The sequence below is a fragment of the Elioraea sp. Yellowstone genome, assembly GCF_006704265.1.
GTDB lineage: Bacteria > Pseudomonadota > Alphaproteobacteria > Acetobacterales > Acetobacteraceae > Elioraea.
In genome coordinates this window covers 1-16,530 of sequence record NZ_VIKA01000072.1, presented here as the reverse complement: position 1 = coordinate 16,530, position 16,530 = coordinate 1, and the positions used below count along the sequence as shown (strand labels likewise).

Genomic DNA, 16,530 nt, shown 5'->3' with positions numbered 1-16,530 from the left:
GGCCGGCGCCTCGGGCGTCGCGGGCGCGCCGCGCGCGGCGGCCAGCACCGCCTCGACGATCTTGCGGTAGCCGGTGCAGCGGCAGAGCACGCCGGCGAGCCCGTCCAGCACCTCGGCCTCGCTCGGGCGCGGGATGCGCGCGAGCAGATCCGAAGCCGCCATCAGCATCCCGGGCGTGCAGATGCCGCACTGCGCCGCACCATGGTCGAGGAAGGCCCGCTGCAGCGCGGCAAGCCGGCCGTCGCGCGCGAGCCCCTCCACCGTCTCGACCGCGCGGCCCTCGACCTGCGCGGCCGGCACGAGACAGGCGCAGACCTGACGTCCGTCGAGCAGCACGGTGCAGGCGCCGCAGTCGCCGGCGTTGCAGCCGATCTTGGTGCCCGTCAGCCCGAGCGTGTCGCGCAGTACGTCGGCGAGCCGCGTCTCGGATGCGACGTGCACCTCGACGGCGCGGCCGTTCACCACGAAACGATGGCGTGTGGCCGGCGATCTCATCGCGCGAGCTCGGCCAGCGCGCGCCGCACCAGCGTCAGCGCGGCGTCGCGACGATAGGAGGCGGTGCCGCGCACGTCGTCGATCGGCGCGAGCGGCGCGAGGTCGGCGGGCTCGGCGAGCGCCGGATCGGCACGCCTGCCCACGAGCCGCGCCTCGAGCGCGGGAAGGCGCACCGGCACCGGACTGCACGCACCGACGGCAATCCGCGCCGACGCGATCCGTCCATCCGCCTCGAACTGCGCGGCGGCGGCCACCGAGACGATGCTGATGACCAGATAGCGCCGCGCGCCGAGCTTCAGGAACACGCCGCGCGCCCGGCCCTCGGGCCGGGGGACGCGGATCGCGGTCAGGATCTCGTCCGGCCGGCGCGCGGTGCGGCGATTGCCGAGCAGGAAGTCGCACACCGGCAGCAGGCGCGTGCCGGCCGCACTCGCCAGCTCGACCTCGGCATCGAGGGCGAGCCAGTTCGGCGCGCCGTCGGCGGCGGGGCTCGCGTTGCAGAGATTGCCCCCCAGCGTGCCGGCATTCTGGATCTGCACCCCGCCGACCTCGCGCGCGGCCGCCTTGAGCCCGTCGAACAGCGGCGGCAGCGCGGCCTCGATCACATCCGTCCAGGTGGTGGCGGCGCCGAAACGCCAGCCCGCCGCATCCGCGGTGATCCCGCGCAGGGCCGCGATGGCCGTGAGGTCGAGCAGATCCTCGTCAGGTGCCGCGACGATGCGCGCGGGATAGACGTCGGTGCCGCCGGCGATCGGGGTGCGCGGGCCGGCGGCGAGCGCGGCGACCGCCTCGTCGAGCGTGGCCGGACGCAGATATCCCGTCACGCGGACCCCTCCTGCCCCCTTCGGCCCGGCGCCGGAGGCGCCGGACAGATCATTTGTACACAAACGGTGCCGCGCGCTCCCTCCCGAGTCAAGCGCGCGGGCGGTGCCGGCTGCAACCGAAGGATCATGCCGCCGTCACGCCGCGGCAAACTGCCGCCGCGACACTGGCGGCCGGCCAGGATGGAAGGAGCGACCACCATGACCGCAATCCGCAACGGCATCGAGATGCTGACCCGCCGCGGCTTCGCACGCGCCGCCGCAGGGCTTGCGGCCTTCGCCGCGCTCCGCCCGGAGCGCGCGCTCGCCCAGCCGATCTTCCACGCCTACCCGTTCCGCCTCGGCGTCGCCTCGGGCGATCCCTGGCCCGACGGCGTGGTGCTCTGGACCCGCCTCGCACCCGATCCGCTCGCGGGCGGCGGAATGCCCGCGCGGGCGGTGGAAGTGTCGTGGGAGGTGGCCGAGGACGAGCGTTTCCGCACGATCGTCGCGCGCGGCACCGCACTGGCTCGCCCCGAACTCGGCCATGCGGTGCATGTCGAGGTGGGCGGGCTCGCGCCCGCGCGGCCGTACTGGTATCGCTTCCGTGCCGGCGCCGAGGTGAGCCCGACGGGCCGCACGCGCACCGCACCCGCACCGGACGCGATGCCGCCACGCATCCGCTTCGCCAATGTCGGCTGCCAGCGCTACGAGGACGGCTACTTCACCGCCTACGCCCATCTCGCCGCCGAGGAACTCGACGTCGTCTTCCACTACGGCGACTACATGTACGAATACCGCAACCGCCGCGGCCCGCAGCCGATCGTGCGCGAGATCACCGGCGACGAGACCCACTCGCTGACCGACTACCGGAACCGCTACGCGCTCTACAAGCTCGACGCCGATCTCGCCGCCGCACACGCCGCCCATCCCTTCGTCGTCACCTTCGACGACCACGAGGTGGACAACAACTGGGCGGGCATGATCAGCGAGGAGGACGGCAGTGCGACCTTCCCCGTCGCCGTGCCGCCCGAGATCTTCGCGCTGCGCAAGCAGATGGCGCTGCACGCCTGGTACGAGGCCATGCCGGTGCGGCGCGCCCAGCTGCCGCGCGGGCCGGAGATCACCGCCTATCGCCGCCTGCGCTACGGCCGGCTCCTGACGCTCCACGCGCTCGACACGCGCGCCTTCCGCGACGACCAGCCCTGCGGCGATGGCGTGAAGGCGGGCTGCGCGGACCGGCTGCGCCCGGGTTCGCAGATCCTGGGTGCCGCGCAGGAGCGCTGGCTGATGCAGGGCCTCGCCGAGGGCGGCAGCACCTGGTCGGTGCTCGCCCAGCAGGTCAGCGTGATGCCGCGCCGCTTCGGGGAGGGACCCGACTTCGCCTTCAGCATGGACAAGTGGGACGCCTATGCGGATGCGCGCGCGCGGCTGACGCGCTTCATCCACGATCGCGGCGTGAGGAACGTGGTGGTGCTGACGGGCGACGTGCACAACGCCTGGGCCGGCGAGGTGAAGCTTGATGCGGAGGATGACGCGAGCCCGACGGTCGCGACCGAGTTCATCGCCACCTCCATCAGCTCGAATGGCGACGGGTCGGAGACGCTGCCGAACACCCCCCAGGTGCTGCGCAACAACCCGCATATCCGCTTCTTCAACAACCGCCGCGGCTACACGCTGCACGAGGCGACGGCGGAGCGGCTGACGGCGTCGTTCAAGGTCGTGCCCTACGTCTCGCGCCCGGGCGCGCCGCTCGAGACGCGGGCGACCTTCGCCGTGCCGGCCGGAGAGGCCAAGCTGGTCGCATCGTGACGCCCCTCGCGCGGGGGCGGTGCGCCTCCGCCCCCGGGCTTGACGTCCGCAGGCCCCCTGCCGAGAACAGCGCGGTCGCGGCGGCGACGGGCGAGGGACCAGGGCGGGGGACGCATGGCGCGCATCGGCTTCATCGGGCTCGGCAACATGGGCGCGCCGATGGCCCGCAACTTGGTGCGCGCCGGACACGAGCTGCGCGTGTTCGACGTCTTCCCCGACCGCACCGGCCGACTGGTGGCCGAAGGAGCGGCCGCCGCCGAGACGCCCGCCGGCGTTGCCGAGGGTGCCGAGGCGATCATCACCATGCTGCCGTCGGGGCGCGAGGTGCGTGCGGTCTATGGCGGGCCGGGCGGGCTGATCGAGGCCGCCGCCCGCGGCACGCTGCTGATCGACTGCTCGACGATCGACGTTGCCACCGCGCGCGAGATGGCCGCGCTTGCGCACGAGGGCGGGCTTGCGATGATCGATGCGCCGGTCTCGGGCGGCGTGGGCGGGGCCGAGGCCGCGACCCTCACCTTCATGGTCGGCGGCGCGGAGGCGGAGGTGGCCCGCGCGCGCCCGATCCTCCAGGCGATGGGCAAGGCGGTGGTCCGTGCCGGCGAGGCGGGTGCGGGCCAGGCGGCGAAGATCTGCAACAACATGATCCTCGGCATCTCGATGATCGCAGTGTGCGAGGCCTTCGTGCTCGCCGAGAGGCTCGGCCTCGACCGCCAGGCGCTGTTCGACATCGCCTCGAAGTCCTCCGGCCAGTGCTGGAGCCTGACCAGCTACTGTCCGGTGCCAGGCCCGGTGCCCGCGAGCCCGGCGAACCGCGGCTACGCGCCCGGCTTCACCGCGCAGATGATGCTGAAGGATCTCGATCTGGCGCAGGAGGCGGCGCGCGCTTCCGGCGCCGAGACCGAGCTCGGCCGGCATGCCGCCGAACTCTACCGCCGCTTCGTCGAGGGCAGCGGGGCGACGGTCGACTTCTCGGGGATCATCCGCATGATCCGCGGCGGGGCGTGAGCGACGCCGGCGCGCTCTCGGATCCGCTCGCGGCGGCGCTGCGACGTCATTTTTGTTTCGACTCGTTCCGGCCGGGCCAGGAGCAGGTCGCGCGCGCGCTGAACGGGGGCCGCGACGTGCTCGCCGTGATGCCGACGGGCGCGGGCAAGAGCCTCTGCTACCAGCTGCCCGCGCTCGCCCGCGAGGGGCTCGCGGTCGTGGTGAGCCCGCTGATCGCGCTGATGCAGGACCAGGTGCAGCGGCTGCAGGCGAACGGGATCGCCGCCGACACGGTGAACTCGAACCGGTCGCGCGAGGAGAACGTCGCCGCCTGGAAGGCGGCCGCGCGCGGTGCGCTCGACCTGCTCTACATGAGCCCGGAGCGGCTGACCGATGCGCGCATGCTGGAGGCGCTGGCGCGGCTGAAGCTCGCACTGCTGGTGGTGGACGAGGCGCATTGCGTCAGCCAGTGGGGGCACGACTTCCGACCCGAGTACCTCGCCCTCGGCTGCCTGAAGGAGCGCTTCCCCGGCGTGCCGATCGGCGCCTTCACCGCCACCGCGGACCGCGCGACGCGCGCCGAGATCGCGCGCGTGCTTTTGCGTCCCGATCATGCGGCGTTCGTCGCCGGGTTCGACCGGCCCAACATCGCGCTCTCGGTGATCCGCAAGCGCAAGGGAGCGGTGGACGAGCAGATCCTCGGGCTGGTCCGCGCCGGCGGCGGCGAGAGCGGGATCGTCTACTGCCTCTCGCGCGCCGAGACCGAGCGTCTGGCCGCACGACTCTCGGCCGCCGGGATCAACGCCTTCCCCTACCACGCGGGGATGGACGCGGAGGCGCGCCGCGCCGCGCTCGACCGCTTCCTCACCGAGCCGGGTGCGGTTCCGGTCGCGACCGTCGCCTTCGGCATGGGCATCGACAAGCCGGATGTGCGCTTCGTCGTCCACGCCGCCCTGCCCGCCGGGCTCGAGGCCTACTACCAGGAGATCGGCCGGGCGGGCCGCGACGGCCTGCCCTCGGTCGCGACCATGCTGTTCGGCTGGAACGACGTGATGGCGCGCCGGCGCATGATCGACGGCTCGGGCGCCCCCGAGGAGCGCAAGCGCCTCGAGCACGCGCGGCTCAAGCGCCTGGTCGACTACGCCGAGACGGCCTCCTGCCGCCGCCAGTTCCTGCTGCGTCATTTCGGCGAGGCGATCGACCCCTGCGGCGCCTGCGACGTGTGCGATGCGGCGCTCGGCGCGATCGCGCCGGGCGCGCCGGCGCGCGTGACTGCGCCCGGACCGGCGCCGCGTGCGCCCGATCCCGAGCTGCTCGCGGCGCTGAAGCGGCTCAGGCTCGAGCTCGCGCGCGCCCGGCGCGTGCCCGCCTATGTCGTGTTCCACGACGCCACGCTGGCCGCGATCGCGGCAGCGCGACCCGCGACCCTCGATGCGCTCGGCGCGCTGCCGGGGGTGGGCGCGAAGAAACTCGCGGATTTCGGACCGGCGGTGCTGGAGGTGGTGCGTGCCGCGCGGTGAGCGTCAGTCGAGCGCCTTGGCAAGCCAGACGAGACGCGTGCGGGCGAAGCCGAGCCGGTCGTAGAAGTCGAGCGCGGGCAGGTTGGTCTCGTCCGCCAGCAGGGCGAGCCGCACCGCGCCGCGTCCACGCGCCCAGGCCTCGGCGGCGACGAGCAGGGCACGGCCGACGCCGCGACCGCGCCAGACCTGATCCACCACCACGTCCTCGATGCCGGCGGACAATCCGCCGCGGGCCGTGCTGGCGGTGAGCTGCACCGTGCACATGCCGACGACGCGGCCCTCGGCCTCGGCGACCAGGATCACCGCGTCCGGCCGCGTGCCGAGCAGCCGCAGCCCGCGCGTCTGCACCGCCGGATCGATGGCGAAATCCGCCTCGATCGCGAAGAGCTGCGCGAGCAGCGTCGTGAGCGCCTGCGTGTCCTCGGCGCGGCCCTCGCGCACCGTCACCCCTTCCGCCATGGCGCCTCCTCCGCGACCATACCCGCCCTTCCGGACGCGAGGACAGCATGCACGATCGATTCGCGGGACCTGCCGATCCCCGCCCCGCCCATGTCGGCGCCGACGAGCTGCGCGACCGCCTTGCCCGCCTGCGGGTACGGATCGGCGCGGAGGGGCTCGACGCCCTGCTCGTCTTCGCGCCCGAGAGCCACTACTGGGCCACAGGCCTGGATACCGGCGGCTATGTGTTCTTCCAGTGCGGCATCGTTCCCGTCCAGGGCGATCTGACACTGCTGACGCGCCGGCCCGACCTCGCCCAGGCGCGCGACACCTCGCTCTATCCCGACATCCGCGTCTGGTACGACGCGGTGGACGCGGCCCCTGCGGCGGAACTGCGCGCGATCCTCGCCGAGAAGGGCCTTGCGGGTGCGCGCATCGGCATCGAACGCGCGACCTACGGGCTCACCGCAGCGAACGGGCGGGCGGTCGACATCGCACTGGATGGCTTCTGCACGCTGATCGACGCTGATCACCTGATCCGCCGGATGCGCCTCGTGAAGTCGGCGTCCGAGGTCGCCGTGATCCGGCGTGCGGCAGCGCTCGCAGACGCGGCGGTCGCGGCGATGCGCGCGGCGGCCGCGCCCGGCATCCTGGACAGCGTGCTGACGGCGCGGTGCCTCGCGACCATCCTCGAAGGCGGGGGCGACATGCCGCCGGCCGGGCCGCTCGTGAACAGCGGCCGGCGGGCGATATACGGACGCGGCGTCGCCGGGCCGCGGCGGCTCGAGCCGCGCGACCAGGTGGTGGTGGAGTTCGCCGCCACGCTGCACCGCTACAACGCCTGCATCGAGCGCACGATCCTGCTCGGCGAGCCGCCGGCCGCGCAGCGCCGCATGGCTGAGACCGTGGCGCGGGCGATGGACGCGATGGTGGACGCCGCCCGGCCGGGCGCACCGATCGGCGCGATCGGCGAGGCGCATCGCCGTGTGCTGGATGCGGCGGGCTACACGCACGCGCGCTTCGCCGCCTGCGGCTATCCGCTCGGCGCGACCTTTCGTCCCTCCTGGATGGATGTGCCGCCGATGATCCATGCCGGCAATCCTTGGCCGATCGAACCGGGGATGGTGCTGTTCCCGCATGCGATGCTCGGCGATGCCGAAACCGGTCTCGCCTTCGGCGCGGGAGACACCATCCTGATCACCCCGACGGGGGCGGAACGGCTTACGGTCGCCCCCTTCCTGTGACAAGGTCACGCCAGGGCAACCGAACGGGGTGGCGTCATGGTCGACGAGGTCTTCTGGGGTGATGCGTGGCAGGTGGCGGCGGCTCGGATCCGGCGCGGACAGGTCAGCCGGCGCGACGCCCTGGCGGCACTCTCGGTGCTGGCGGGCGCGGCGGCGCTGGCAGGCGGGGCGGAGGCGCAGGCGGCGCGGCCGCGCGAGCTCGTCCTTGCAAACTGGGGCGGGGATGCCGTGCGCGCGATGGAAGAGGCCTTCGGCAAGCCATTCGAGGCGGACACCGGCGTTAAGGTCTCGGTGGACTCCTCGGGGCCAAGCCTCGCGCGCATCCGCGCGATGGTGGAGAGCGGACGGACGGTGTGGGACGTCTGCGACAGCGGCGCCGGCACGAGCTTCATCCTCGGCCGGGCAGGACTGCTGGAGCGGATGGACTACACCATCATCGATCGCCGCAGCATCCCGGAGGCCTTCGCGCTCGAGTGGTGCACCGGCACCTCGGCCTACTCGACGGTGATCGCCTGGGATTCCGCCAGGCTCGGCGAGGGGCCGCGCAACTGGGCCGAGTTCTGGGACTTCGCCCGCTTCCCCGGCATGCGCACGCTGCGCCGTTCGATGCACGCGGTGCTCGAGGCGGCGCTGATGGCGGACGGCGTCCCGCCCGAGCGAGTCTTCCCGATCGATGTCGAGCGCGCGCTCGCCAAGGTGCGCGAGCTGCGCGGCAAGGTGATCTGGTGGACCTCCGGCGCGCAGAGCCAGGACCTGCTGCGCACGGGCGAGGTGACCGCGGGCGCGATCTGGTCGACGCGCGCCCGGCTGCTCGGCGAGGAGACGCGCGGGCGCATCCGCTACCGCTGGGACCAGGGCCTGGTTCATGCCGGCGTCTGGAACGTGCCGAAGAACCCGCCGGCGGGGCGGGACTGGGCGATGCGTTTCGTCAACAGCACGATCATCCCCGAGCGGCAGATCGCGCTGCTGAAGCTCCTCGGCACGGGGCCGGCGAATCCGGCGGCGGCACCGCTCGTGCCACCCGAGCTCGTGCCGCACAACCCCACCGATCCGGCCAATCTCGCCCGCCAGGTGCTGACCGACGAGGCCTGGTACGCCGATCACTACGCAACGGTGGTGGAACGGTTCAACGAGGTGATTGCGTCCTGAGCGTCCCCGTTTCGGTGAGGGGCGCCTCGCGCAGCCGGCGCGGCCATCGGAGCATGACCTGACGCCGGGCGCGTCGGTGCCGGAGCGGCTCCCGATCGACCGGACATGCCTGATCGGGTGAAGTGCGCGCCGCAAAAGCGCGGAGCCGGTCCCGACAGGCCGGAACCGTCTCCGGCCGCGACATGCCGCGGCCGCCATCGTCGCGGTTGCCGGCCGAACGGCGATGGCCGTCGGCGGGCTGGCCACCGGCCGGGACGCGGATCAGGCGACGAGGGCAGCGCGCTCGGCCGCGGCGCGGTGCCACGCCTCGGCCCCATCCTCGTCGAACAGCTCGGCGAGCTTCTTCATCATCGTCCCGCCCAGCTCCTCGGCATCGACGATCGTCACCGCGCGGCGGTAGTAGCGCGTGACGTCGTGGCCGATGCCGATCGCGGTCACCTCGATCAGCCCCTCGCGGTCGACGCGGCGGATCACGTCGCGCAGGTGGCGTTCCAGGTAGTTGCCGGGATTGACCGACAGCGTCGAGTCGTCCACGGGCGCGCCGTCCGAGATCACCATCAGGATCTTGCGGTGCTCGGGCCGGGCAAGAAGGCGGCGATAGGCCCATTCCAGCGCCTCGCCGTCGATGTTCTCCTTGAGCAGCCCCTCGCGCAGCATCAGGCCCAGGTTCTTGCGCGCGCGTCGCCAGGGCGCGTCCGCCGATTTGTAGATGATGTGGCGCAGGTCGTTCAGCCGTCCGGGATTGCGCCGCTTGCCCTCCTGCACCCAGCGCTCGCGGCTCTGCCCTCCCTTCCAGGCGCGCGTGGTGAAGCCGAGGATCTCGACCTTGACGCCGCAGCGCTCGAGCGTGCGGGCGAGGATGTCGGCGCTCATCGCCGCCACCGTGATGGGGCGGCCGCGCATCGAGCCGGAGTTGTCGATCAGCAGCGTCACCACGGTGTCGCGGAACTGCGTGTCGCGCTCGCGCTTGTAGGAGAGCGAGTGCATGGGGTTGGCGACCACGCGGGCGAGGCGCGAGACGTCCAGCAGCCCCTCCTCGAGGTCGAACTCCCAGGAGCGCGACTGCTGCGCCATCAGCCGCCGCTGCAGCCGGTTGGCGAGCTTCGCGACCACGCCCTGCAGGTGCTGGAGCTGCTGGTCGAGCTGGCCCCTGAGCCGGACGAGCTCGTCGGGGTCGCAGAGATCCGCCGCCTCGACCTCCTCGTCGAACTGGCGCGTGAAAGCCTCGTAGCGGATCGCGTTCGGATCGACCGGCTGGTCGCGCCGCGTCTGCGGCCCCGCCGGGCGGTCGTCGCCGTCCGCGGCCGCCCCCTCCTCCTGCTGCTGTTCGGCCGCGTCCACCGTCTCGGCCTGACCGTCGGCCTCCTCCTGGCGCGCCCCGGGCATGGACTCCGCCTCGGCGGCGCTGCCGGCACTCTCCTGCTCCTCGCTCTCGCCCCCCTCCTGCTCGCCCTCCTCCTCCTGGTCGGACTCGCTCTCGGCCTCGGCCTCGTCCTGGGCGAGATCGAGGGCGGCGAGCAGGCGGCGAGCCGCGCGCGCGAAGGCGTCCTGGTCGTCGGCCGCGCGGGCGAGCGAGTCAAGCGCCGCCTCGACCTTGCCCCCGAGATGCGGGCGCCAGGCGTCGAGGATGGCGCGTGCGGTCTCGGGCGGCGGCTCGCCGGTCAGGCGCTCGCGCGCGAGGAGCTCGATCGCCTTGGCGAGCGGCAGCTGCTCGCGCCGCACCATCCGGTCATACCCCTCGGCCTCGCACTCCTCGGCCAGGCGCGCGCGCAGATTCGCGGCGACCCCGGGCATCCGGCGCGAGCCCAACGCCTCGACCCGCGCCTGCTCCAGGAGGTCGTAGATCTCGCGCGCCTCGCGCCGCGCCGGCGCGCGCTTCGCATGCACCGCGTCGTCGTGGAAGGCGAGACGGAGCGCCATCGCGTCGGCCGCGCCGCGCAGCCTGGTCATCTCGGCGGGCGGCAGGGCGCGCGAGGGGACGGGCAGCCGCGCGCGCTTGCCGGCGACCCCGGGCGGGCCCGGGGCGAAGGCCACGTCCACGTCGCCGCGATGCGCGATGGAACGCAGCACACCGGCGGTGGCGCGGCGGAACTCCTCCGACCGGGCGCTCTCGCGCGTCATCGCGCCTCAGGCGGCGCGACGGGTGCCGAGGCCCGTCGGCAGCTCCTCGTTGAAGCAGCGCTGGTAGTATTCGGCCACCGTCGCGCGCTCCGCCTCGTCGCACTTGTTGAGGAAGGTGACGCGGAAGGCGAAGGCGACATCGCCGAAGATCTTCGCGTTCTCGGCCCAGGTGATCACGGTGCGGGGGGACATCACGGTGGAGATGTCGCCGTTGATGAAGCCCGCGCGGGTGAGGTCGGCCAGCGCCACCATCGCCGCGATGCGCTTCTTCGCCGCGGCATCCGCCGGATCGATGCCGAGCTTCGCCGCGACGATGTCGGTCTCCTGCTCGTGCGGCAGGTAGTTCAGCGTGGCGACGATGTTCCAGCGGTCCATCTGACCCTGGTTGATCTGCTGCGTGCCGTGGTAGAGCCCGGTGGTGTCGCCCAGCCCCACCGTGTTGGCGGTGGAGAACAGCCGGAACGCCGGGTGCGGCCGGATCACGCGGTTCTGGTCGAGCAGCGTGAGCTTGCCCTCGACCTCGAGCACGCGCTGGATCACGAACATCACGTCGGGGCGGCCTGCATCGTACTCGTCGAACACCAGCGCGCAGGGGTGTTGGAGCGCCCAGGGCAGGATGCCCTCGCGGAATTCGGTCACCTGCTTGCCGTCGCGCAGCACGATCGCGTCCTTGCCGATCAGGTCGATCCGGCTGATGTGGCTGTCGAGGTTAACGCGGATGCAGGGCCAGTTCAGCCGCGCGGCGACCTGCTCGATATGCGTGGACTTGCCGGTGCCGTGATAGCCCTGGATCATCACGCGGCGGTTGTGTGCGAAGCCGGCGAGGATCGCGAGGGTGGTCTCGCGGTCGAAGCGGTAGGCCTCGTCGATGTCGGGCACGTGCTCGGTGCGCACGCTGAAGGCCGGGACCTCCATCTCCGAGGGGAAGCCGAAGGTCTGGTCCACGCGGATGCGGATGTCGGGCAGATCGATCGCCGAGGTGGGCCTCGCGTCGGCCAAGTGGGTCACTTTGTTCATGCTTTTGTCCGGCCTTTCCGTTGCCGCCGGATATTAGGCCCCGGCGCCGCAGTTGCGAAGGGCGCGCGGCGCGGTCCCGGGGCCGCGCGCGGTTCAGGCCTCGCGCGCGGCGAGGACGCGGACCAGCGCCGCATAGGCGGCGCTGATCGTCTTGAAGCGCTCCTCCGCGGCCTTGTCGCCGCCATGCGCGTCGGGATGATGCAGCTTCACCAGCGCCTTGTAGCGCAGCTTCACGTCCTCGCGCGTGACCGGCCAGACGAGGCCGAGCGCGACCAGGGGCTCGCGCAGCTCGGGCGGTGCCTCGTCGCGCGCCGGCGCGCGGCGCGGCCGCCGGCGCGCGATGAGGCCGAGCGGATCGGCCAGCCGGTCGGCAGCGAGGCCGAGAGTGCCGAGCGGCCAGGAAGGACGTTGCCAGGTGGTGTCGCGCCGCATCTCGGCCTCGATCTCGCCCGGCGTCATCCCCTTGTAGTAGTCCCAGGCGCGGTTGTACTCGCGCACATGGTCGAGGCAGAACCACCAGTATTCGGTCAGCCGCCGGCGCGATTTCGGCGCGCGGAAGGCGCCGAGCCCGGTGCAGCCGGGGTGGTCGCAGCTTCGGCCGGCAGCGGCGGCCTCGGCAGCCGCCTGGGCGGTGAAGCGTCGTGCGCGGACCGTGCCGTTGCGCATCACCTGCTTATGGCGACGTGCTCGGGACCACGCAAGCGGACGGAACGGAGGCGGAGGCATGACGGCGACGCGCGCACAGCGCATCCGGGCGATCCTGGAGCGGGAGTTCCTGCCCGTGCGGTTGACGGTCGAGGACGAGAGCGCGCGCCATGCCGGCCACGCCGGCAACCCGGACGGAAGGGGCGAGACGCACTACGCGGTCGTCCTGGTCTCGCCGCGCTTCACCGGGATGGGCCGGCTGGCGCGGTCGCGCGCGGTGCACACGGCCCTTGCGGCCGAGTTCGCAACCGGGCTGCATGCGCTCAGCCTGACGCTGAAGAGCCCGGAGGAGGCGGCGGCGGGGACCGGCGTGGCGGGGGGAGGGGCCTCAACCGCGCATTAAAGTTTGCGCGGCATCCTGCCGACCCACGGAGGGTCGGTTCCATGCCGCGAAGCACACTCGTCAACCGCAACATCGTCGCCGAGCGCGGCCGCACCAGCATGCGGCTGGAGCCGGAGCTGTGGGACGCGCTGGCCGAGATCTGCCGGCGCGAGCGCACCTCGCCGAGCGAACTCTGCCGCAGGCTGGAGCGCTCCGGCCTGTCCGGCGGGCGCACCTCGGCGATGCGGGTCTTCATCGTGCAGTACTTCCGCGCCGCCGCGACCGAGGAGGGCCACGCCGCCGCCGGGCACGGCGCAGGCGCTGCACAGCCCGTCCGCCCTTCCAACGGCCACGCCGGACTTGAGGCACGCCCCGCGCTCGCCGCCTACGGCGCCGACTGATCCGGCGTGGCCGGGTCAGAGGCGTGTGCGCCGCCCGGCCGTCTCCAGCACCGCATCCGTCCCGGCATCGCCTGCGGCCGCCTCGCCGCGGGGCTTGGCGAATTGCGGCCAGCGCCGCGCCACGATCGGCCCGTCCGCCGCATAGGCGTGGCAGGTGTTCAGGAGCGCAGGCGGCTTCGCCGGATCCGCGGGCCGGTTCCGCCGCAGCACCACCGTGGTCTGGAACGCCACCGTCGCCATCGGGCCCAGCAGTTCGACGAGGTGGGTGCAGCCCTTCACCCCGCCGACCCGCTCCTTCACCGCGCGCATCCAGCCCGGACCGATCCTGAGCCCCGCGAGGGCGGCGAAGTTCGGCGTGATCGCCGGGCAGATCGCATAGGGGCCGTGCTCGGTCACGGCCTCGCAGGCGACCACCGTCATCTCCGCATCGATGGTCAGGCGCATCAGCATCCCGTGCAGCGGCTCGCCCGGGCGCACCTCGCCGCGGTCCTCGTTCGCGAAGGCGTAGGTCTTGGTGTCGGTCAGCCGCGCCTCGATGTCGAACAGCCCGTCCGCACGCCGGAAGCCCTCCAGCACGATGGTGCGCTCGTGCAGCTTCTCGCGCTCGGCGGGCGGGCTCAGGGGCATCGGGCGGTCTCCGGCGTGGCAGGCGGCACGGCAGGCCCGATATGGCATCGCCCGCGCGCGGGGACCAGTTCGCGCCGAGCAGGGCTCGGTCGCGCCGGGCCGGTCAGACCGCGCCCTCCTCGGCCAGGAAGGCGCGCAGCTCGGCTTCCGGGACGTCGCGGCTGACGAAGGCCTGGCCGATGCCGCGGACGAGGATGAAGGCGAGCGAGCCTGCTTCGGCCTTCTTGTCCCTGCGCATGTGGCCGATCAGCCGTTCGGCCGGCCAGCGCCGGTTGGTCTCGCGAAGCGAGGTGGCGAGCCCCGCGGCGGCGAGATGGGCGGCGACCCGCTCGGCCTCCTCCGCCTCGCACAGCCCGAGCCGGACCGAGAAGCGGAACGCCAGGGCCATGCCGATCGCCACCGCCTCCCCATGCAGCAGGGTCCGGCCGTCATAGCCCGCCTCGGCCTCCAGCGCGTGGGCGAAGGTATGGCCGAGATTGAGCAGCGCCCGGCCGCCCTCGGGCTTCTCCTCGCGCTCGTCGTCCTCGACCACGCGGGCCTTGGCGCGGCAGGCGCGCGCCACCGCCTCGGCCTGGAGCTCCGCATCGCCGGCCAGCAGGGCGGCGCCGTGGGCCTCGCACCAGGCGAAGAACGCGGGATCGTCGATCAGCCCGTACTTCACCACCTCGGCGTAGCCGGCGCGCAGCTCGCGCGGCGGCAGGGTGGCGAGCGTGGCGGTGTCGCACAGCACGAGACGCGGCTGGTGGAACGCGCCGACCAGGTTCTTGCCGTGCTCCGTGTTGATGCCGGTCTTGCCGCCGACCGAGGAATCCACCTGGGCGAGCAGCGTGGTCGGCACCTGCACGAAAGGCAGGCCGCGCAGCGCGATCGCCGCGGCGAAGCCGGCGAGATCGCCCACCACGCCGCCGCCGAGGGCGAACACCGTGGTCCTGCGGTCGATCCCGCCCGCGAGCATCCGCCCGATCACCTCGGTGAGCGTCGGGAAGCCCTTGGAGCCCTCGCCGGGGGGAACCGGGATCGTGCGTCCCTCGATGCCGGTCGCGGCGAGGGCCGCCTCGAGGCGCGCGCCGTGCAGCGCGTGCACGGCCGAATCGGCGATGATCACGGCGCGCCGGCGCGGCATCACCGGCACGGCGAGCGCGCCGGCGCGGTCGAGCAGGCCCGCGCCGACGAGAATCTCGTAGCTCCGCTCGGCCAGGTGCACCGGCACCCGCAGCGGCGCGCGATACGCCAGCATCGCGTTCAGCACCCGCGTGGTGGTCTGCTCCGGCGGCTCGTCGCGGCAGGCGACGATCACGTCGGCTTCGGCGTAGAACGGGTCACGCTTGGCGGCGAGGTCGGCGAGGATCGTCGCCGGGTCGCCCCGGGCGAGCAGCGGCCGGTCGGTGCGGTGCGACACGCGCCGCACCAGGACCGGCAGGTCGACCTTGAGCCAGACCGAGAGCGCGCGGGCGCGGATCGCCGCGCGCGTCTCGGGATCGACGAAGGCGCCACCCCCCGTGGCCAGCACCACCGGCGGGCCAGCGAGCAGGCGCGCGATCACCTTGCGCTCGCCGGCGCGGAAGGCGGGCTCGCCGAGACGGGCGAAGATCTCGGCGACCGACATCCCCGCCGCCGCCTCGATCTCGTGGTCGGCGTCGACGAAGGGCAGGCCCAGCCTGGCGGCAAGCCGCCGGCCGATCGAGGTCTTGCCCGCGCCCATCAGACCGACGAGCACGATCGGCCGGCCCTCCCACGGCGGCATGCGGGTTTCGCCCGGTGCGGCGTGGCGGCTAGACTGGACGATGGGCGAGTCGGGTGCGAACTGTGCTGGCGCCATGAGCTTGCCGCCACGCTAGCACGCCGCACCGGCCGCGCCACCGGCCGCACCACCCCCGTGCGACGGAGAGCCTCACGTGCGCTTCACGATGGTCCTGATCCTGGTCCTGGTCGCGATCGCCGCCGCCGGCGCGGTCTGGATCGGCCTCTTCCCGCCGGAGCCGCGCCAGCAGGCGGTGGAGCGTCTCCTGCCGGTCGAGCGCTTCGCGCCGCGCTGACGGGTGGCAGGATGAACCCGCGCATCGAGGCGTTCCTCGAGATGATGAGCGCCGAGCGCGGCGCGGCGCGCAACACCATCGCGGCCTATGCGGCCGATCTCGCCGACTTCGCCGCGTTCTGCGCCACCGCCGGCTGCGCCCCGGATGCGGCCGACGCGGCGCTGATCAGGCGCTATCTTTCCGGCCTGCACGCGGCGGGGCTGTCCGCGCGCACGGCGGCGCGTCGGCGCGCGGCGCTGCGCCAGTTCCATCTGTTCCTGCTGCGCGAGGGCGTGCGCGCGGACGATCCCACCGCGACGCTCGAAGCCGCCCGGCCGGGGCGGCGTCTGCCCCGGGTGCTTGAGGAACAGGAGGTGCTGGCGCTGATCGCCGCGGCGCGCGGGCTGCCCGGCCGGGAAGGGCTGCGCGCGGTGGCGCTGCTCGAACTCCTCTACGCGACGGGGCTGCGTGCATCAGAGCTGATCGCCCTGCCGCGCGCGGCGCTCAGGCCCGGCGCGGAGGCGATCGTCGTGCGGGGCAAGGGGGGCAAGGACCGGCTGGTGCCGGTGGGCGAGGCGGCGCGCGCGGCGGTCGAGGCCTGGCTTGCCGCCGAGGACGCCGCGCGCGGCGGCCGGCCGCCCTCGCGCTGGCTGTTCCCCTCGCGCGCCGCCGCGGGGCATCTGACGCGCCAGCGGCTGGCGCAGATCCTGAAGGATCTCGCGCTGGCCGCCGGCATCGATCCCGCGCGCGTCTCGCCACACGTGCTGCGCCACGCCTTCGCCACCCACCTGCTCGCGCGCGGCGCGGATCCGTGTGGCGACCACGGGCTGCCCCGTCTTCATGGCCTCGATGATGATGCGTGGAATGCGCTCGCGTTGGG

17 protein-coding genes are annotated in these 16,530 nt (G+C 73.3%); 9 read left to right on the top strand and 8 right to left on the bottom strand.

Going from position 1 to position 16,530, the window contains the following annotated elements; translation table 11 throughout:
• Positions 1-495: (2Fe-2S)-binding protein (locus FK498_RS11325; protein WP_141854608.1), on the bottom strand; the 495-nt coding region annotated here is incomplete at its 3' end.
• Positions 492-1,319, bottom strand: coding sequence for a xanthine dehydrogenase family protein subunit M (locus tag FK498_RS11320; RefSeq protein WP_141854606.1), 828 nt, complete (start codon positions 1,317-1,319; stop codon positions 492-494). The genes FK498_RS11325 and FK498_RS11320, both read right to left, overlap by 4 nt.
• 198 nt (positions 1,320-1,517) lie before the next feature.
• Here FK498_RS11320 and FK498_RS11315 point away from each other — a divergent pair, with 198 nt between their 5' ends.
• The 3 genes from FK498_RS11315 (at position 1,518) to FK498_RS11305 (ending at position 5,611) form a co-directional block, all read left to right on the top strand.
• On the top strand, positions 1,518-3,107 hold the full coding sequence (locus FK498_RS11315; RefSeq protein ID WP_161988387.1) for an alkaline phosphatase: 1,590 nt from the start codon (positions 1,518-1,520) through the stop codon (positions 3,105-3,107).
• A gap of 114 nt (positions 3,108-3,221) precedes the next feature.
• Positions 3,222-4,112 (top strand): 3-hydroxyisobutyrate dehydrogenase, encoded by an 891-nt coding sequence (mmsB, locus tag FK498_RS11310; protein ID WP_141854602.1) that lies wholly within the window; start codon positions 3,222-3,224, stop codon positions 4,110-4,112.
• Positions 4,109-5,611, top strand: a complete 1,503-nt coding sequence (locus FK498_RS11305; RefSeq protein ID WP_141854600.1) for a RecQ family ATP-dependent DNA helicase — start codon at positions 4,109-4,111, stop codon at positions 5,609-5,611. The genes mmsB and FK498_RS11305 overlap by 4 nt, the downstream gene beginning before the upstream one ends.
• Before the next feature lie 3 nt (positions 5,612-5,614).
• On the opposite strand, the gene FK498_RS11300 is transcribed toward FK498_RS11305, so the two are convergent.
• Positions 5,615-6,070 carry a GNAT family N-acetyltransferase gene (locus FK498_RS11300; RefSeq protein WP_141854598.1) on the bottom strand — a complete coding sequence of 152 codons (456 nt, stop codon included), beginning with the start codon at positions 6,068-6,070 and terminating at the stop codon, positions 5,615-5,617.
• Positions 6,071-6,117: 47 nt separating this feature from the next.
• Here FK498_RS11300 and FK498_RS11295 point away from each other — a divergent pair, with 47 nt between their 5' ends.
• Positions 6,118-7,293 carry a Xaa-Pro peptidase family protein gene (locus FK498_RS11295; protein ID WP_141854596.1) on the top strand — a complete coding sequence of 392 codons (1,176 nt, stop codon included), beginning with the start codon at positions 6,118-6,120 and terminating at the stop codon, positions 7,291-7,293.
• A gap of 36 nt (positions 7,294-7,329) precedes the next feature.
• Positions 7,330-8,442: an ABC transporter substrate-binding protein gene (locus FK498_RS11290; protein WP_161988386.1), complete on the top strand. Its 1,113-nt coding sequence runs from the start codon at positions 7,330-7,332 to the stop codon at positions 8,440-8,442.
• A 261-nt stretch (positions 8,443-8,703) separates the two neighbouring features.
• Here the strand turns inward: FK498_RS11290 and cobT are convergent, their stop codons facing one another.
• From cobT to FK498_RS11275, 3 genes are all read right to left on the bottom strand, one after another.
• Entirely contained in the window at positions 8,704-10,563 is a 1,860-nt protein-coding gene (gene cobT, locus FK498_RS11285) for a cobaltochelatase subunit CobT (protein ID WP_141854592.1), read from the bottom strand.
• Positions 10,564-10,569: 6 nt separating this feature from the next.
• Positions 10,570-11,580, bottom strand: coding sequence for a cobaltochelatase subunit CobS (gene cobS, locus FK498_RS11280; protein WP_141854590.1), 1,011 nt, complete (start codon positions 11,578-11,580; stop codon positions 10,570-10,572).
• A gap of 93 nt (positions 11,581-11,673) precedes the next feature.
• Positions 11,674-12,246, bottom strand: coding sequence for a J domain-containing protein (locus FK498_RS11275; RefSeq protein ID WP_141854588.1), 573 nt, complete (start codon positions 12,244-12,246; stop codon positions 11,674-11,676).
• A gap of 58 nt (positions 12,247-12,304) precedes the next feature.
• Here FK498_RS11275 and FK498_RS11270 point away from each other — a divergent pair, with 58 nt between their 5' ends.
• Entirely contained in the window at positions 12,305-12,628 is a 324-nt protein-coding gene (locus FK498_RS11270) for a BolA family transcriptional regulator (RefSeq protein WP_141854585.1), read from the top strand.
• A gap of 41 nt (positions 12,629-12,669) precedes the next feature.
• Positions 12,670-13,008, top strand: a complete 339-nt coding sequence (locus FK498_RS11265) for a ribbon-helix-helix domain-containing protein (protein WP_141854583.1) — start codon at positions 12,670-12,672, stop codon at positions 13,006-13,008.
• A gap of 15 nt (positions 13,009-13,023) precedes the next feature.
• On the opposite strand, the gene FK498_RS11260 is transcribed toward FK498_RS11265, so the two are convergent.
• Together FK498_RS11260 and aroB are read right to left on the bottom strand one after the other, a co-directional pair.
• The gene (locus FK498_RS11260) at positions 13,024-13,635 is read right to left on the bottom strand and encodes a DUF2889 domain-containing protein (protein ID WP_141854581.1); all 612 of its coding nucleotides are present in this window, start codon (positions 13,633-13,635) and stop codon (positions 13,024-13,026) included.
• Positions 13,636-13,738: 103 nt separating this feature from the next.
• Positions 13,739-15,379, bottom strand: coding sequence for a 3-dehydroquinate synthase (gene aroB / locus FK498_RS11255; RefSeq protein WP_141854579.1), 1,641 nt, complete (start codon positions 15,377-15,379; stop codon positions 13,739-13,741).
• A gap of 151 nt (positions 15,380-15,530) precedes the next feature.
• Here aroB and FK498_RS19745 point away from each other — a divergent pair, with 151 nt between their 5' ends.
• Together FK498_RS19745 and FK498_RS11250 are read left to right on the top strand one after the other, a co-directional pair.
• Entirely contained in the window at positions 15,531-15,671 is a 141-nt protein-coding gene (locus tag FK498_RS19745) for a hypothetical protein (protein ID WP_202614824.1), read from the top strand.
• Between the two features lie 11 nt (positions 15,672-15,682).
• Positions 15,683-16,530, top strand: an 848-nt coding sequence (locus tag FK498_RS11250) for a tyrosine-type recombinase/integrase (protein WP_141854577.1), incomplete at its 3' end; no start/stop codon positions are given.

Bases quoted from the DNA above. Each gene is read 5' to 3' on its own strand.
- FK498_RS11295 (WP_141854596.1), top strand. From the start codon at position 6,118: ATGCACGATCGATTCGCGGGACCTGCCGATCCCCGCCCCGCCCATGTC.
- cobS (WP_141854590.1), bottom strand. From the start codon at position 11,580: ATGAACAAAGTGACCCACTTGGCCGACGCGAGGCCCACCTCGGCGATC.
- FK498_RS11315 (WP_161988387.1), top strand. From the start codon at position 1,518: ATGACCGCAATCCGCAACGGCATCGAGATGCTGACCCGCCGCGGCTTC.
- FK498_RS11260 (WP_141854581.1), bottom strand. From the start codon at position 13,635: ATGCCCCTGAGCCCGCCCGCCGAGCGCGAGAAGCTGCACGAGCGCACC.
- FK498_RS11270 (WP_141854585.1), top strand. From the start codon at position 12,305: ATGACGGCGACGCGCGCACAGCGCATCCGGGCGATCCTGGAGCGGGAG.
- mmsB (WP_141854602.1), top strand. From the start codon at position 3,222: ATGGCGCGCATCGGCTTCATCGGGCTCGGCAACATGGGCGCGCCGATG.
- cobT (WP_141854592.1), bottom strand. From the start codon at position 10,563: ATGACGCGCGAGAGCGCCCGGTCGGAGGAGTTCCGCCGCGCCACCGCC.
- aroB (WP_141854579.1), bottom strand. From the start codon at position 15,379: ATGCCGCCGTGGGAGGGCCGGCCGATCGTGCTCGTCGGTCTGATGGGC.
- FK498_RS11300 (WP_141854598.1), bottom strand. From the start codon at position 6,070: ATGGCGGAAGGGGTGACGGTGCGCGAGGGCCGCGCCGAGGACACGCAG.
- FK498_RS11290 (WP_161988386.1), top strand. From the start codon at position 7,330: ATGGTCGACGAGGTCTTCTGGGGTGATGCGTGGCAGGTGGCGGCGGCT.
- FK498_RS11275 (WP_141854588.1), bottom strand. From the start codon at position 12,246: ATGCGCAACGGCACGGTCCGCGCACGACGCTTCACCGCCCAGGCGGCT.
- FK498_RS11265 (WP_141854583.1), top strand. From the start codon at position 12,670: ATGCCGCGAAGCACACTCGTCAACCGCAACATCGTCGCCGAGCGCGGC.